At 76.5% G+C, this 15,876-nt stretch carries 10 protein-coding genes; 5 read left to right on the top strand and 5 right to left on the bottom strand.

Annotated features, from left to right (window positions below; translation table 11 throughout):
- Positions 1-133 precede the first annotated feature (133 nt).
- The gene (locus A8713_RS03720) at positions 134-1,171 is read left to right on the top strand and encodes a lactonase family protein (protein WP_064531400.1); all 1,038 of its coding nucleotides are present in this window, start codon (positions 134-136) and stop codon (positions 1,169-1,171) included.
- Positions 1,172-1,354: 183 nt separating this feature from the next.
- Here the strand turns inward: A8713_RS03720 and A8713_RS03715 are convergent, their stop codons facing one another.
- The gene (locus A8713_RS03715; RefSeq protein ID WP_107440579.1) at positions 1,355-2,275 is read right to left on the bottom strand and encodes a sirohydrochlorin chelatase; all 921 of its coding nucleotides are present in this window, start codon (positions 2,273-2,275) and stop codon (positions 1,355-1,357) included.
- Between the two features lie 210 nt (positions 2,276-2,485).
- Entirely contained in the window at positions 2,486-3,475 is a 990-nt protein-coding gene (locus A8713_RS03710; RefSeq protein WP_064531398.1) for an N-acetylglucosamine kinase, read from the bottom strand.
- Between the two features lie 227 nt (positions 3,476-3,702).
- On the opposite strand from A8713_RS03710, the gene A8713_RS03705 reads away from it, so the two are divergent.
- Positions 3,703-4,380 (top strand): uracil-DNA glycosylase, encoded by a 678-nt coding sequence (locus tag A8713_RS03705; RefSeq protein ID WP_064531397.1) that lies wholly within the window; start codon positions 3,703-3,705, stop codon positions 4,378-4,380.
- A 184-nt stretch (positions 4,381-4,564) separates the two neighbouring features.
- Here A8713_RS03705 and A8713_RS03700 read toward each other — a convergent pair whose 3' ends face one another.
- The 3 genes from A8713_RS03700 to A8713_RS03690 all read right to left on the bottom strand — a co-directional run bounded on the left by A8713_RS03700 (position 4,565) and on the right by A8713_RS03690 (position 9,341).
- A complete protein-coding gene (locus A8713_RS03700) occupies positions 4,565-6,109 on the bottom strand; it encodes a sensor histidine kinase (RefSeq protein ID WP_079158826.1) in 1,545 nt (514 codons plus the stop codon).
- Positions 6,110-6,225: 116 nt separating this feature from the next.
- Complete coding sequence (locus A8713_RS03695) at positions 6,226-7,383, bottom strand: WD40/YVTN/BNR-like repeat-containing protein (RefSeq protein ID WP_079158825.1); 1,158 nt, start codon at positions 7,381-7,383, stop codon at positions 6,226-6,228.
- 179 nt (positions 7,384-7,562) lie between these two features.
- On the bottom strand, positions 7,563-9,341 hold the full coding sequence (locus tag A8713_RS03690; RefSeq protein WP_443069697.1) for an acyl-CoA dehydrogenase family protein: 1,779 nt from the start codon (positions 9,339-9,341) through the stop codon (positions 7,563-7,565).
- 70 nt (positions 9,342-9,411) lie between these two features.
- On the opposite strand from A8713_RS03690, the gene A8713_RS03685 reads away from it, so the two are divergent.
- From A8713_RS03685 to A8713_RS03675, 3 genes are all read left to right on the top strand, one after another.
- Complete coding sequence (locus A8713_RS03685; protein WP_064531393.1) at positions 9,412-10,161, top strand: PaaX family transcriptional regulator C-terminal domain-containing protein; 750 nt, start codon at positions 9,412-9,414, stop codon at positions 10,159-10,161.
- 258 nt (positions 10,162-10,419) lie between these two features.
- Positions 10,420-11,496, top strand: coding sequence for a hypothetical protein (locus A8713_RS34795; RefSeq protein ID WP_335743740.1), 1,077 nt, complete (start codon positions 10,420-10,422; stop codon positions 11,494-11,496).
- A 17-nt stretch (positions 11,497-11,513) separates the two neighbouring features.
- On the top strand, positions 11,514-15,839 hold the full coding sequence (locus A8713_RS03675) for a cation-translocating P-type ATPase (protein WP_064531392.1): 4,326 nt from the start codon (positions 11,514-11,516) through the stop codon (positions 15,837-15,839).
- Positions 15,840-15,876: the final 37 nt, after the last annotated feature.

Below are 15,876 nucleotides of genomic sequence, written 5' to 3'. Positions count from 1 at the left end.
GCACGGCCGTCCCGCCCGGCGTGCGCCCGGAGGGGCGCGCCGCCACCGGAACACTCGCCGCCACCATGGTCTAGACCGTTCTTGATCGGCTGCTACCGTCACCCCGAAACGGGTCGACGGAGAGGGGACAGCGGTGGCAGACGAGGGCGGCAGGCGGCAGCGGGCGTTCATCGGGTCGTTCACGGCGGCGGGAGGCCCCGGCGTGGTCACGGCCGCCGTCACCGAAGGCGGCGCGCTCACCCCGCTGAGCAGCGTGGACGGCGTGCTGGACCCCTCCTACCTCGCGCTGTCGGCGGACGGCGGCACGCTCTACGCGGTCAGCGAGACCACCGAGGGCGCGGTGGCCGCGTACCGGGTGAAGGGCGAGACGGTCGAACTCCTCGGCCCGCCGGTCCGCGTCGGCGGCAGCGGCCCCACCCACCTCAGCCTGGCCGACGGGCACGTCCTGACGGCCAACTACGACTCGGGCAGCGTCAGCGCCGTACCGGTGCGCGCGGACGGGAGCCTCGCCCCGAGCGTGTCCGACGTGCTGGCGCACACCGGCTCCGGGCCGCACGAGCGCCGCCAGCGCGGCCCGCACGCCCACCAGGTGCAGCCCGACCCGAGCGGCCGGTGGGCCGTGAGCGTCGACCTCGGCACGGACTCGGTGCGGGTGTGCACCCTGGCGGACGGCGGCCTCACCCTGCACCGCGAGATCGCGCTCCGCCCCGGCTCCGGCCCCCGCCACCTGGCCTTCCACCCGGACGGCCGGCACGCCTACGTCGTCAACGAGCTGACCCCGACCGTCACCGCCTGCCGGTGGGACGCGGAGACGGGCTCGCTCAAGCCGCTGGCGGAGACCCCGGTGCTGCCCGCCGCCCCCGCGGGCGACGCCTACCCGTCGGGCATCGTGGTCTCCCCCGACGGCCGGTTCGTGTGGACCGCCACACGCGGCGAGGACGTCCTGTCGGTGTTCGCCGTCGAGGCGGACGGCGCGCGGCTCGAACCGGTCGGCACCGTCCCGTGCGGCGGCCACTGGCCCCGAGCCCTCACCTGGTCCGACGGTTGCCTGTACGTCGCCAACGAGCGCTCCGGGGATGTCACCTGGTTCGCCGTGGACCCGCTCACCGGCCGCCCGGAACGGGCCGGTGCCATCAAGGTCGCGGCCGCGTCCTGCGTGGTCCTCGGCTGACCGCACCACTCACCCGCGGCACCGCCCCGGGCCCGCGGCGACACGACGAAGGGCCCGCTCCCGGACATCCGGGGGCGGGCCCTTCGCGGCAGTTGTGCGGCAGCCGTACGGCACCCCCCGCGGCAGGCGCACGCACCGTGCGCGGCAGGCGCGGCGTACGACCGGCGCGCGCCGGCGCGCACGTCAGCGGACCGGGGCGCCCTGCGCCTGCTGCGGGGCGATGCCCAGTGCCGTCGTGTACTTGGCCAGGGCCAGCTTGCCGATCGCCGGGTACGCGCCGAGCGCCTCGGCGGCCGGGCAGTCGGCCTCCTTGGCGGCGGCCTCGACCAGCTCGGCGTCGATCTCCGGGCCGACCAGGTACGGCGCCAGCGCGAGCTGCTGGGAACCGGAGGAACGCAGCTGCTCGGCGACGCCCGCGATCGAACCCTCCTGGTCGAGGGCGGCGGCCATCACCGGCACGGCGAGCCGTGCCGCGAGCAGCATGCCGGTGATCCCGGCCGCCTGCACGGCCTCCTCGCCGCCGACCGACGCGAGGATGATGCCATCGGCGGCCGTCGCCACGGTGAACAGCCGGGCGCGGTCGGCGCGGGCCAGACCCGCTTCCGACAGGCGCACGTGCAGGGCCTCGGCGAGCAGCGGGTGCGGGCCGAGCACGTCGGTCAGCTCGGCGGCGACCCGGCTCTCCATGACGGCCTGGCGCAGCCGGCGCAGCAGGGCGTTGTCCGGACCGGCGAGCAGCGGCACCACGACCGCGACCGGACCGTCGGGCTCGGCGGCCTCCCCACCGGCGGCGAGCGCCTGCTCGTAGCGGGCCGTCCGCTCGTCGGCCGCGCGCGCGAGCACGGACTGGACCGTCGGGAACTCCGCGTCGTCCCCGTCGAGAAACCCGATCAGGGCGTCCAGACCGGGAAGCTCGGAGCGGGCGATGCTCACGACCTCCTCGGCGAGGCTGCGCGTGGCGGCACCGGGCGTGCCCGGCACCGCGAGGACGAGCGCGGGCGCGCCCTCGGGAGCCGCCAGCGGTTCGGGTCGGCGGTGCCGTCCGGGCTGGCGGGGGCGCGGCATTCGTACAGGCAGGCCGGCGGGCCCAGTGGGGGAGCTCATGGCGCCGCATGTTACTGGCTTTCGGGCTCCCCCTGTTCGGGGAGGGGGCGGGTGAGCGGTTTCCGTCCGGTTTTGTCGCTTGAGTGACAAGCCGATCGGAATTGATCGATGTGTGCAATCGGACGGCACACGACAACTCGCCCAGGACGTAGGGGCACTTGTCCGGCACAGGACGGACATGTACTGGTTGGGGGCGACCGGGTCCCGGTTTCAGAGGCATTCCCGAGGGACGTACAACATCGTCCCGTCCGCCGGAAGGGTCAGCGCGCCCCCGGCCAGATCGGCCGCGATCCGCACCGCGCCGTGCAGCGGATCCCCGTCCGCGGCCACGCGCCGCGCGTGCGGCAGCCGTGCGGCCAACTCCTCGCCCAGCGGCCCGAGAAGAGGCTCGCCCATCTTGAACAGGCCGCCGGTGAGTGCGATCGACGGGGCACCCGAGGCCGGGCAGACCGCGGCGGCCGACTCGGCCATGTGCCGTGCCGCCGCCCGCAGCACCCCGGCCGCGACCGGATCGTCCGGGGCGCAGGCGGCCACCTCGGGAGCGAAGGAGGCCAGGACGGCGGCGCGGTCGGTGCGCGGATAGAGCATGCCGGGCAATCGGGACAGCGGGCCGAACCTCTCCTCGGCGCGGGCGCGCAGGGCGGCCGAGCCGCCGTCCCGTCCGTCGTGGGCGCGCAGCGCGGCCTCAAGGCCGGCCCGGCCGATCCACGCCCCGCTGCCGCAGTCGCCCAGCAGATGACCCCAGCCGTCCGCGCGGCGCCAGCCGCTCAGATCGGTCCCGACCGCGATCAGACCGGTACCGGCGGCGACGACGGCGCCCGGCCGCGCCCCCAGGGCACCGACGTACGCGGTGACCGCGTCGGCCGCGAGCGCGACCCTGCGCGCCCCGAACTCCCGGGCGAACGCGCCGGGCAGTTCGGCGCGCAGCGCGTCGCCCAGTGTGGCGAACCCGGCCGCCCCCACGACGGCCGTCTCCAGCCGCCCGAGCCCGGCCTCCGCGGCCAGGTCCCGCGCGAGCGGTGCGAGCTGCGCCAGCAGATGCCCGGGATCGATCCCCCCGGCGCCGGTGCGCACGGGTTCCCGGGACTCGCGCTGCGCCAGCGGTCCGCGGCCGGGCACCCCCACGGTGACCCGGAGACCGGAGCCGCCGGAGTCCACGGCGAGGAAGCCGGCCGCGCCCGTGTCCTTCCGGGCCGTCACCGCCGCCTCCGGACGGGACGGACCGGGCAGCGCGGCCTGACCACTGGGCGCATCGGGCGTGCCTCCTCCACCGGGGGCCCGCACGGCCTCGACGGGCGTACGCGGACCCCGCCGGATGTCGACGGGACGGACGAGACGGAAGGGTAGCGCCGCAGGCCGCGCACCGCAGGCGCACCGCAGGAGGTCCCGGTGCGGGGCACCGGCGCGTGCCAGTAGAGTGACGCGCCGTGGCACCACGACCGTTGCATGAACTCGTCGAAGCGGGCTGGGCGAAGGCCCTCGACCCCGTGGCCGAACGCATCGCCTCCATGGGGAACTTCCTCCGGGCGGAGATAGCGGCCGGCCGGACCTATCTGCCCGCCGGAGCGAACGTCCTGCGGGCCTTCCAGCAGCCGTTCGACGACGTCCGCGTCCTGATCGTCGGCCAGGACCCCTATCCCACACCGGGCATGGCCATCGGGCTGAGCTTCGCGGTCTCGCCCGAGGTGCGCTCGCTGCCGGGCAGCCTGGAGAACATCTTCCGGGAGCTGCACACCGACCTGGGCCTGCCCAGGCCGTCCAACGGGGACCTCACGCCGTGGACCCGGCAGGGCGTGCTGCTGCTCAACCGGGCGCTGACGACCGCGCCGCGCAAGCCCGCCGCGCACCGGGGCAAGGGCTGGGAAGAGGTCACCGAGCAGGCCATCCGGGCACTGGCGGCCCGGGGCAAGCCGCTGGTGTCGATCCTGTGGGGCCGCGACGCGCGCAATCTGCGACCGCTGCTCGGGGACCTCCCGGCGATCGAGTCCGCCCATCCCTCGCCGATGTCGGCGGACCGGGGGTTCTTCGGCTCGCGTCCGTTCAGCAGGGCCAACGACCTGCTCGCGCAGCAGGGCGCGCAGCCGGTGGACTGGCGACTGCCCTGAGCCCAAGGGGGCCGTCCCGGTCCGGGGCGGCCCGCCGTCCACCGGGGCACCCCGGGCACCGGCGTCGGCACCGGGCGCGGCCCGCCCCGGACCGGGGCGCTCCTGACAAGGTCCCGTACGCGTCCGAGCCCCGCTGCACTCGTCCGTGGCCGCCGCACCCGGTCGCCGAGGACAGGCCGCCACGTCAGCGGCGACGGGCACAGGCGCGGTCATCGCCGCTTCCCCCCACCTGTTCGACCTGTTCGACGCGTTCCGGCCCGGCGGCCCTCGCGGAGGGCACCGTGTCCGGCCCGGCGGCCCTCGCGGAGGGCACCGTGTCCGGGCCGTCGTCCCGCTCCGGGCGGTACGGAACCGGCAAGGTGAACGCCACCTCGAAACCCTCCGCACCCCCCGCGGGACCGGGACCGGGCCCGGCGCGGAAGCTCCCGCCATAGAGCCGCACCCGCTCGTACATGCCGACCAACCCGTGCCCGGCCCCCCGGACCGCGGCCTCCGCCACCCCGCCTATCGCGGTACTTCCTGCGGAGCGGGCGGATTCCGGGGTGCGCCGGCCGGTTCGCGCGGCGCGTCCCACCGGTCCTTTGCGCCCACCGGCCCCTCTGCCGGCCGCTCCCGCCGCGCCGTGCCCGGCGGCACCGACCGGGACCGGGGCCGGAACCGGGCCGTCGTCCCCGGTCGCGGCCGGTGGGTCCTGCGTCCGGTCTCCTCCGTCGTCGGACACCGTGACGGACAGCAACTGGGCCTCGTAGGCCAGCGATATGCGGACCCGGGCGTGCGCACCGGCGTGCTTGAGCGTGTTGGTCAGGGCTTCCTGGACGATGCGGTAGGCGCACAGGTCGGCCCCCGGGGCGAGCGGCCGAGGCGTGCCGGAGACCTCGGTCTCCACGACGAGGCCCGCCGCGACCGTCCGGGCGGTCAGCTCGCCCAGCCGGGCGAGGCCCGCGTCGTCTCCGGTGGGCGGCCCGGACACGGCCTCGGTGCCGTCCGGACCGACCCGCAGCACCTGGAGCAGGCCGCGCATCTCCTCCAGCGTCTCGCGCGCGGTGTCCTCGATGACGCACAGCGCGGCGCGTGCCCTGGCGGCGTCCGTGTCGAAGACGTACCGGGCCAGACCGCTCTGCACCGAGACGACCGACAGATGGTGGGCGACCACGTCGTGCAGCTCGCGGGCGATGCGCAGCCGCTCCTCCGTCACCGCGTGCCGGGCGCGGGCCCCCTCCTCGGCGCGCAGCCGCGCGGTCAGCCGGTCCAGCTCGGTGTTCTGCTTCTCCAGCCGGCGCAGGTTCATGCCGAAGCCCCAGGCGAGCAGCAGCACCACCAGCGTCTGCCCCACGGCCACCAGGGGCGACATCGCGTGGGAGGCCAGCGCGTTGTACACCCAGACGGCGGCGACCGGCACCGCCGAGAGCGCGGTACGGCGGGTCGGCTGAGCCGAGGCGATCGTGAAGAACGCCAGCATCGGCGACCACACGTTGACCGACGGCTGGTAGCCGAGCGCCGTGTACAGCACGAGACCGGCGCAGGTGGCGCACAGCACCGGCCACGGAGCGACCCGGCGCACCGCGAGCGGCAGATGGACGGCCGAGGTCAGGGCGATCGCGCGGGCGTCGAAGGGCGGCCAGCCCGCCGGCCGGTACCCGAGGGCGAACCCGAGGGTGACCCCCAGCAGCGCGAGCGCGATCAGGGTGTCCAGACGGAGGCGTTGACGGGGTGTCACCCAAAGGCGCATGGCCGCAGGGTAGCCAGCTGCCTCCGGCACGTCAGCAGCATCGGGGGAGAGGAGCCCCTCACCTTTGGACACGGCCCGCACCGCACACCCCCGCTCGCCTCGCCTCACCCCGCGCCTCAGCCGATCACCGCCGCGCGGACGCACAGCACGTCCGGCAGGTGCGAGGCCAGTTGCTCCCAGCTGTCGCCGTCGTCGGCCGACGCGTACACCTCGCCGTTGCGGTTGCCGAAGTACACGCCCGCCGGGTCGGCGTCGTCGGTGCACAGCGCGTCGCGCAGCACGGTCCCGTAGTGGTCCCGCTGCGGCAGCCCGGCCGAGAGCGGCTCCCAGCTCCGCCCGGCGTCCGCCGTGCGGAACACCCGGCAGCGGTGTCCGGCGGGCACCCGGTCCGCGTCCGCGTTGATCGGGAACACATACGCCGTGCCGCCGCGGTGCGGGTGGGCGGCCGCCGCGAAGCCGAAGGTGGAGGGCAGGCCCTCGCCGATGTCCGTCCAGTGCCCGCCGCCGTCGTCGCTGCGGTACACGCCCCAGTGGTTCTGGAGGTAGAGCCGGTCCGGGTCGACCGGGTCCTGGGCGACCTTGTGGACGCACTGGCCGAACTCGGGATCGGGATCCGGCAGGAACACGGCGGACACCCCGGAGTTGGCCGGCGCCCAGCTCGCTCCGCCGTCGGCCGTGCGGAACACCCCGGCGGTGGAGACGGCGACCGTGACGGCCTTCGGGTCGCGCCGGTCCGTGACCACGGTGTGCAGGCCCTCACCGCCACCGCCGGGCACCCAGCGGGAGCGGGTGGGATGCTCCCACAGCGGCCGGACCAGCGCGAAGCTCTCGCCGCGGTCCTCGGAGCGGTACAGCGCGGCCGGTTCCGTGCCCGCGTACACCACGTCCGGTTCCGCGGCGGCCGGGTGCAGTTGCCACACCCGCTCCAGCGACGCGCCGGTGTCCCGCGGGAACCGCACCGCGGGCCGGTCCGGCTCGGTCCAGTTGCGGCCCAGGTCGTCGGAGTGGAAGACGGACGGCCCCCAGTGCGCGCTGTCCCCGGCGGCCAGCAGCCGCGGGGCCGCGCCCCTGGTGTCCACGGCGACCGCGTACACCGCCTGCGCGTTGAAGTGGGGGCGGTCGTCGAACTCCCAGGAGCCACCCCGCCGTCGCCCGATGAACAGGCCCTTGCGGGTGCCCACCGCGAGCAGTACCTCGGTCATGCCGGTCACCTCCGTGACACATCGGCCCAAAACGCCTTCGTCCCAGGCACCGGCCAGTCTGCACCCCACCACTGACAGTCACCTCCGCGGCGACGTCACCGCAGGTCACACCGGCCTGGTCCGCCACGGGCCGGTGTGACGAGGCAGGGCGATGTGGCGGGGGAACGGGGGCGTGGCGGGGGAGCGGGGCGGAAGCGCGCGCCGCGCGGTGCCGGAGCCGCGCGGCGGTCGCGGCACGCGCGATCAGCGGCTCACCCGAAGTCCGGCAGTGCCCGTCCCAGGACCGCGTCGAGGCCGGCGGTGTCCGGCAGGGTGCCGAAGGAGTGGCCCCAGTCCCCGCCCAGCCGCGTGGCGCAGAACGCGTCGGCGAGCGCGGCCGGGGCGTGCCGGACCAGCAGGGACGCCTGGAGGGTCAGCGCCATCAGCTCCACCAGTCGGCGCGCGCCCACCGGGGACGCCTCGCCGAGCCCCTGCCGCAGCCGGGTCACGGCCGCGTCCAGCCGGGCGTCGGCGCCACGGGCGAGGGCGAGCTCGGCGAACAGCGCGTCGGCGGCGCCGGGTTCGCGCTCCAGGGTCCGCAGCACGTCGAGCGCGTTGACGTTCCCTGAGCCCTCCCAGATCGACAGCAGCGGCGCCTCCCGGTAGTGCCGGGGCATGCCGGACTCCTCGACGTAGCCGTTGCCGCCCAGGCACTCCAGGGCCTCCGCGGTGAAGGCCGGGCCCCGCTTGGTGACCCAGTACTTGCCGACGGCGGTGGCGATGCGCCGGAACGCGGCCTCCTCCGGAGCCCGCGGGCCGCCCCGCACCGCCCGGTCCGCGGCGCCCGCGAGCCGCAGCGTGAGCGTCGTCGCGGCCTCCGACTCCAGCGCCAGGTCGGCCAGCACATTGCGCATCAGCGGCTGATCGGCGAGCAGTGCGCCGAAGGCCCTGCGGTGCCGGGTGTGGTGACCGGCCTCCACGAGGGTCTTGCGCATCAGGGCCGCCGACATCATCACGCAGTCCAGACGGGTGCAGTTGACCATCTCGATGATCGTCCGGACGCCCCGCCCCTCGGGGCCGACCACCCAGGCCACCGTCCCGTCGAACTCCGGTTCGCACGACGCGTTGGACCGGTTGCCCAGCTTGTCCTTGAGCCGCTGGATCCGGAAGGCGTTGCGGGTGCCGTCCGGCAGGACGCGCGGCACCAGGAAACAGGTCAGACCGCCCGGCGCCTGCGCGAGCACCAGGAAGAGGTCGCACATGGGAGCCGAGGTGAACCACTTGTGCCCGCGCAGCGTGTACACGCCGGGCTCGGCGGTCGGCACGGCCGTCGTCGTGTTCGTGCGCACGTCCGAGCCGCCCTGCTTCTCGGTCATGCCCATCCCGGCCAGCAGACCCGCCTTGCCGGCCGGCGCCCGCAGGCCCGGCTCGTAGACCCGGCCGGTCAGCAGCGGTTCGTAGACCGCGGCCAGTTCGGGCTGGGCCCGCAGGGCGGGTACGGCGGCGTACGTCATCGACGTCGGACAGCCGTGTCCGGCGTCGGTGTGCCCCCACACCAGCCCGCCCGCCGTGCGCGCCACATGGGCGCCGGGCCGGTCGTCCGCCCAGGGCGCGCCCGCCAGGCCCTCGGCGACCGCGGTCCCGATCAGGTGGTGCCAGGCCGGGTGGAAGTCGACCTCGTCGACCCGGTTCCCGTAGCGGTCGTGGGTGCGCAGCTCCGGCTCGTGGCGGTTGGCGAGCTCGGCCCACTCCTGCGCCTGGACGCTTCCGGCCCGCGCCCCGAGCCGCCGTACGTCCTCCTCGGCCCATCCGGCGCCCTCCCGGTGCAGCCCCTCCAGCAGCGCCACGTCGTCCGACGCGTCGTAGGGGGCCAGGGGAGGGGGCTGGTTCGTCACGTCGTGGGTCGCGTACGGGCCGGAAGCCGGGGGCGTCGGAGCTGTCGGAGCTGTCGGAGCTGTCGGAGCTGTCGGAGCTGTCGGAGCTGTCGGGGATGCCAGCGGTGTCGGCGGTGTCGTCCGGGTGTTCGCTGCGTGTGCGAGTGTCGAGGCCATAGCGCAGTGTTGCACTATTCGTTCAGCCGCAGCAATAGTGCAACATGGGTGGTCCGTACAGTACGTGACCATGAACGCCTCCCAGGAGCCCGCCCCGCTCGACCTGCGTCCGCTCTCCGCGCGGTCCGTCGTCCTGAGCCTCCTGCTGGGCACCCACCCGCCCGAGCTGCCGGTGAAGGACCTCGTGCGGGCCGTCGAGCCCTTCGGCGTCGGCGGATCGACCCTGCGCGCCGCGCTCAGCCGGATGGTGGCGGCCGGTGATCTGCGGCGCGCGGACGGCGTGCACCGTCTCAGCGACCGGCTGCTGGAACGCCAGCGGCGCCAGGACGCGGCCGTGCATCCGCTGACCCGTTCCTGGGACGGCACATGGGAGACGGCCGTCGTGACCGCGACCGGCCGCGGACCGGCCGAACGCGCCGAACTCCGCGCCCGGCTGACCGCCCTCCGCCTCGCCGAACTGCGCGAGGGCGTATGGCTGCGGCCCGCCAACCTGCGCCGCCCCTGGTCCGGCGACCTCGACGGCGTGGTCCGGCGCTTCACCGCCCGGCCCGAGGAGGACGCCTGCGGCCTGGCCGCCGGCCTGTGGCCGCTCGACGCCTGGGCGGCCACCGCCCGCGCGCTGCTCGCCCATGTGGCGGAAGCGGACCGCCCGGCCGACCGCTTCACCGCCCTGGCGGCCGTCGTACGGCATCTGCTGGACGATCCCGTCCTGCCCGCCGCGCTGCTGCCCGCGCACTGGCCGGGTCCGGAACTGCGCGCCGTCTACACGCGACGGCAGCGGGAACTGACCGAGGAGGTGCTGGGCGGCACCGGGCGGTGACCCTGCTCCGCCTCCTCCCTCCTGCTCCGCCTCCTCCCTCCGGCACCGTCTCCTCCCTCCGGCACCGTCTCCTCTCCTTCGCCGCCGGCTTCTCCGCCGCCCGTCCTCCTGAAGGCCCTGCGGCTTCCTGAGGACCCCTGTGGCCCGGTCCCGGTGGCGCCTGCGCGGGCCCTGGAGTTCCCTGAGTAGGGCGGGTGGCCGGCACGGTCGTGGGCACCCGGCGGGCACGGACGGGATCTCACGCAGGCGAGGAGAGTCATGGCTGAGCAGAAGTCGTCGGTCCTCATGCTGCCCGTGCACGGCGCCACCTCGCTGCTGGGCAAGGTGCCCGGCGCCGGGACCCTGGGCAGGGCCGCGCAGGGCACGCTGCGCAGGATCGGCGCCGTGTCGCCGAAGGGACGGCGGTTCGCGGTCTACACGGGAGCCGGAGTGCTCGGCGTCGCCGGTGTGGTGGAGTGGCCGGTGGCGGTCACCGGCGCCGCGGTCGCCTGGCTCACCCGGCCCCGGCCGGAGCACACCGGACAGCCCGGCACCGCAGGGGACCACGCGCCCGGCGCGCGGCGTGCCGCAGCGGGCTCCGCCGGCACGCGGGCCGCCCGCGCCACGGCCCGCCGCACACCGCGCAGGCACCCCGACGACCGGCCGCCGTCGTCCTCGGGGGAGCCGGAGGCCGCCGGGGGCCGGGGCCCGAGCAGGTCCTCGCTGGTGAAGAGCACGACCGCCAAGGCATCGGCCACGGCCGCGTCCGCCGTCAACGTGGGCTCCGGCCGCGCGGCGGCGGCCAGGACGACTGCTGCCAGGACGGCCGCGAAGAAGGCGGCTACCGAAGCGCCCGAGACCAAGGCCGGGAAGTCCGCGAGCGGGACGTCCGCCACCAGGACGGTGAAGGCCGGGACGACCACGGCCAGGACACCGGCCGCCGAAGCGCCCGCGGCGAAGACCGCCGCGCCCGAGCCCCCGAAGGCCGCGGCCGCCACGGGCCGCACCGCCTCCGGCCGGGCGGGCGCCGCCCGTCCCGCCGCGAGCAAGTCCTCGGCGGGCAACACGGCCACCCGCAGGGCGACCACCGCCGCCCGCAAGGCGACGGCCTCCGGGACCACGACGGCGGAGTCCCCGGCCGCCCGGTCCGCGAAGGCCGCCAAGACGCCGAAGGCCGCCAAGACGGCGAAGGCGGTCAAGGCGGCGAAGGCGGTCAAGGCCGTGAAGGCCGCCAAGAGCGCCAAAGCCACGAAGGCCACCCCCGCCGAAGCCGCCGCGGGCAAGCAGGCCAAGGGGAAGGCCGCCTCCGCCGGCCGGCTCGGTCCGACGGCGCGGCCCGGCCGCACCACCCTCTGACGGCGCGAAGGCACACGATGCTCGCTCTGCTCACGGCTCCCTCGGCCGCCGTACGGCTGCTGCCGAAGGCGCCCGCCCTGCTGGCCCAGGCGTCCGCGCGGGCGGCCGCCCCGGCGATCGGGGCGGCCGCCGGAGCACTGGCGGGAACCGCGCGCGCGGGCGTGCGCGGCGCGGATTCGGCGGCACGGGTCGTGCGCGTCGCCCGCAACGCGTTGCCCGGCGCACGCGGCCACTGGCGCTCCGGCGCACGCGCCCATCTGGCGCTGCGCGCCGCCGACCCCGAACAGGTGCGGCGGGCCGGCGGCAGGGAGCATCTGGCGCGCCGGGTGGCCGCCGCCCTGGCCGAGCGACCCGACGTGCTCTTCGCGTACTGGGACCAGGGCCTGGCGCGGCTGGTCGTCACCATGACGGAGGACGAGGCGGCCGAACAGGTCGTGGACCGGGCGGCCGATCTCGCCGCCCGGCACGGACTGGTCCTCCAGGGCGGCGACCCCGAGGAACCGGCGCACCCGGCCGACCCCGCCGGAGTACGGGCCGCCGCCGCGACACTGGCCGCCGACGCGCTCGGCATCGCGGCGGGCGTCACCGCCTCCGTACTGCGGCTGCCGCCCTCGCCCCGCCTGGCGACCGCCGCGGTGACGCTGCTGCGGGAGAACCCCTGGGCACGTGCCTGGCTGCGGGCCCGGCTGGGCCCCGCCCGCACGGACTTCCTGCTGGCCTGCGCGAACGCCGCCGTCCACGGGGCCGGACAGACGCCCACCGCGCTGCTGCTCGACGGCGCGCTGCGCGCCTGCCAGCTCATCGAGACCGTGGCACGCGCCGCCGCCTTCGACACGGTGCACGACGAACTGTGCTCGCCCGGCCGGGCCGGCGCCGCCCTCGCCCCCGCGTCCCGCCCGCCGCTGAGGGAGTCGCCCGCCCAGGAGTACGCCCGGCACGCCTCGGCGGGCAGCCTGGTGGGCGCGGCCGTGACCCTGCTGGTCAAGCACGACGGCGCCGAGGCCGCCGAGGCGGCCCTCGCCGGTTCCCCCAAGGCCGCGCGCTACGGCCCCGCCGCGTTCCACGCCGTGCTCGGCACGGCGCTGGCCAGGACCGGTGTCCTGGTCCGCGACCCGGAGCGGCTGCGGACGCTGGAGATGGCGGGCACCGTCGTCCTGCACCCGAGCGCGCTGCGCACCGCGCGGGGCGACGCCGACGCCTGGGCCGAACCCGTGCTGGACGCCGCCCGCCGCGCCGGACTCCGGGTGATCGTCATGGACGATCCGGCCCTGGAGGACGTCACCCCGCTCGCGGACCAGGTGGTGGACGCCCGGCGGCCCCTGGACGACGTGGTGTACGGGCTGCGCGCCGAGGAGGACGCGGGCGTGGTGATCACGGTCGCCCGTGCCGCGTCCGCCGACGACCAGGACGTCCTGGCCGGTCTCGGCGGCAGCGATGTCGCCGTGGCCCTCACCGACCAGGGCGGTGCCGTCGTCTGGGGCGCCGACGTGCTGGCCCTGCACGGGCTGTGCGACGTCTGGCGGCTGCTGAGCGCGGTCCCCGTCGCGCGCACGGTGGGCCACCGGGCGCAGACCCTGGCCCGCTCCGGCGCCGCGCTGTCCGGTCTCCTCGTCGCCGTCGGCGAGTCGCGCCGCCGCAGGGGGCGGCTGTCCGTGCTGCCCGGTCTGCGGCACGCGCCGGTCGACCTGAGCGCCGCCGCCGCCCTGTTCTCCGGGACGCGGGCCGCCCTCGGCGTGGCGCTCGCCCGCGCCCCGCGTCCCCGCGCGCGCGTGCACTGGCACGAGCTGGGTTCGGACGAGGCCAGGGAGCGGCTGGAGCACGAGGACCGGGCCGAACCGGGCCCGCTGGCACGGGCGGCCGGCGGGGTGCGCGGCGCGGCGGGCGGCGCCGTACGGCATCCCGCGCTCGCCCCGGCCCGCTGGACGTTCGAACTGGGCCGGGCCGTACGCGGCGAGCTGCGCGACCCGCTCACCCCCGTCCTCGCGGTCGGCTCGGCGGCCTCCGCCATCCTCGGCTCCGTGATGGACGCGCTGCTGGTGGTCGGCGCCCTCGACCTGAACGCCCTGGTCGGCGGCGTCCAGCGGCTGCGCGCCGGACGGGCCCTGTCGGGGCTGCTCGCCGACCAGAAGCGCAAGGCACGGCTCGCGCCGCCGCCCGACGAGGCACCGGCCGGCGGCACCCGCACCGTCGAGGCGGGCAAGCTGCGGCCGGGCGACGTCATCGAACTCATGGCGGATGACGTGGTGCCGGCCGACGCCCGGCTGCTGTGGGAAGAGGGCCTGGAGGTCGACGAGTCCGCGCTGACCGGCGAGTCGCTGCCGGTGCAGAAGCAGCTCGCGCCGACTCCGCACGCCGTCGTCTCCGACCGGCTCTGCATGGTCTTCGAGGGCACGACGGTGGTGGCGGGCCAGGCCCGCGCGGTGGTGGTGGACACCGGTGAGCGCACCGAGGCCGCCCGCGCCGTGCACCTCGCCGCCCGCACCCCGCCCGCGGCCGGTGTGCAGGCCCGGCTCCAGGAACTCACCCGCGAGGCGCTGCCGCTGACGCTGACCGGCGGAGCCGCGGTGACCGGCCTCGCGCTGCTGCGCGGCACCCCGGTGCGGGAAGCGGTCAGCGGCGGTGTGGCCGTCGCCGTGGCCGCCGTCCCCGAGGGGCTGCCCCTGGTGGCCACCGTCGCGCAGCTCGCCGCGGCCCGCCGGCTCAGCCGGTACGGCGTGCTGGTGCGCACCCCGCGCACCCTTGAGGCGCTCGGCCGGATGGACACCCTCTGCTTCGACAAGACGGGCACGCTCACCGAGAACCGCCTGCGGCTGGTGCGCGTCGGCGACTCGGACGGCGGGATCCACCCGGTGGGCGACGCGGCCTGCGCCGCCACGGTGCGCGTGGCGGCCCGCGCCTGCCCGCGCGGCAACGGCGGCTCGGGACGGCCGGTGCACGCCACCGACGAGGCGGTCCTCGACGCGGCCGGACCCGACCCGGACTGGAACCAGCTCGAAGGACTCGACTTCGAGGCCGGGCGCGGCTACGCGGCGGCCGTCGGCCGGACCGGGGACGGCCCGCGTACGCTCGTCGTCAAGGGCGCCCCGGAGACGGTCCTGCCCGCCTGCGCGGGGCTGCCCGCGCACGCCTTCGGCGCGGCGCAGACGCTGGCCGGCGACGGGCTGCGGGTGCTCGCGGTCGCCCGGCGGCGCCTCGCCGAGGACGAGCAGGAGACGGACGTACTGGAACGGCCGCCGGGCGACCTGGAGTTCGCCGGTCTGCTCGCGCTGTCGGACGTGCCGCGCGAGACCTCCACCGCCCTGGTGAGCGGCCTGTACGAAGAGGGCGTACGCCCGGTCATGCTCACCGGGGACCACCCGCAGACCGCCCGCGCCATCGCCACCGAGCTGGGCTGGCCGCAGGACACGGTCGTGGTCACCGGCGACGAACTGGCCGCCGCCGACCGCTCCGCCCGCGCCAAGATGCTGCGCGACGCGGGCGTGGTGGCCCGGGTGGCGCCGGAACAGAAGCTCCAGGTGGTGGAGGCGCTGCGGGACGCCGGCCGGGTCGTGGGCATGGTGGGCGACGGCGCCAACGACGCGGCGGCGATCCGGGCCGCCGACATCGGGGTGGGCATCAACGCCCGGGGCTCGGCCGCCGCGCGCAACGCCGCCGACATCGTCCTCACCGCCGACGACCTCACCGTCCTGATCCACGCGATCGGCGAGGGCCGGGCCCTGTGGCACAGCGTCGCCGACGCCATCGCCATCCTGATCGGCGGCAACGCGGGCGAGGTCGGCTTCGGCATCCTCGGCACGCTGGTGTCCGGCCGTGCGCCCCTGTCCACCCGGCAGATGCTCATGGTGAACCTGTTCACCGACCTGTTCCCGGCGATGGCGGTGGCGGTGACCCCGAAGGGCGACGCCGGGGCGGCGCGGGCCGCCTCGCCCGAGGACGCGGCCGGCGGGGTGCTCGGAGGACCGCTCGTCCGGCAGATCCGCCACCGGGCGCTGACGACCTGCCTGGGCGCGCTCACCGCCTGGCTGATCGGGCGGTTCACCCCGGGCACGGCCCGCCGTTCCGGCACCATGGCCCTGTGCGGCGTGGTCGGCACCCAGCTCGCCCAGACCCTGCTGGACCGCCGGGACAGTCCGCTGGTGCGGCTCACGTCCGTCGGCTCGGCCGCCGCCCTCGTCGCCGTGGTGCAGACGCCGGGCGTCAGCCATCTCTTCGGCTGCACCCCGCTGGGCCCGGCCGCCTGGGCCGGGGTCGCCGCCGCCATCGCCCTGGCCCTGGCGGGCCAGCGGGCGCTGCCCCGCCTGGAGGACACGGTGCGCCGCCTGCTGCCGGCCGGGGCCGCCTGACCGCGCGCCCTGGCGTGCCTGGCCCGCGGACGGCGAA

Origin of the sequence: Streptomyces sp. SAT1, assembly GCF_001654495.1 — a bacterium.
In the GTDB taxonomy this organism is placed as follows: domain Bacteria; phylum Actinomycetota; class Actinomycetes; order Streptomycetales; family Streptomycetaceae; genus Streptomyces; species Streptomyces andamanensis.
Note: the sequence above shows the minus strand (reverse complement) of the source record. Positions and strands in the feature narration are given on the sequence as shown.

What these genes read in the sequence shown, in the direction of transcription:
- A8713_RS03715 (WP_107440579.1), bottom strand. Translation starts at nt 2,275, where the DNA reads ATGAGCTCCCCCACTGGGCCCGCCGGCCTGCCTGTACGAATGCCGCGC.
- A8713_RS03700 (WP_079158826.1), bottom strand. Translation starts at nt 6,109, where the DNA reads ATGCGCCTTTGGGTGACACCCCGTCAACGCCTCCGTCTGGACACCCTG.
- A8713_RS03690 (WP_443069697.1), bottom strand. Translation starts at nt 9,341, where the DNA reads ATGGCCTCGACACTCGCACACGCAGCGAACACCCGGACGACACCGCCG.
- A8713_RS03685 (WP_064531393.1), top strand. Translation starts at nt 9,412, where the DNA reads ATGAACGCCTCCCAGGAGCCCGCCCCGCTCGACCTGCGTCCGCTCTCC.
- A8713_RS34795 (WP_335743740.1), top strand. Translation starts at nt 10,420, where the DNA reads ATGGCTGAGCAGAAGTCGTCGGTCCTCATGCTGCCCGTGCACGGCGCC.
- A8713_RS03675 (WP_064531392.1), top strand. Translation starts at nt 11,514, where the DNA reads ATGCTCGCTCTGCTCACGGCTCCCTCGGCCGCCGTACGGCTGCTGCCG.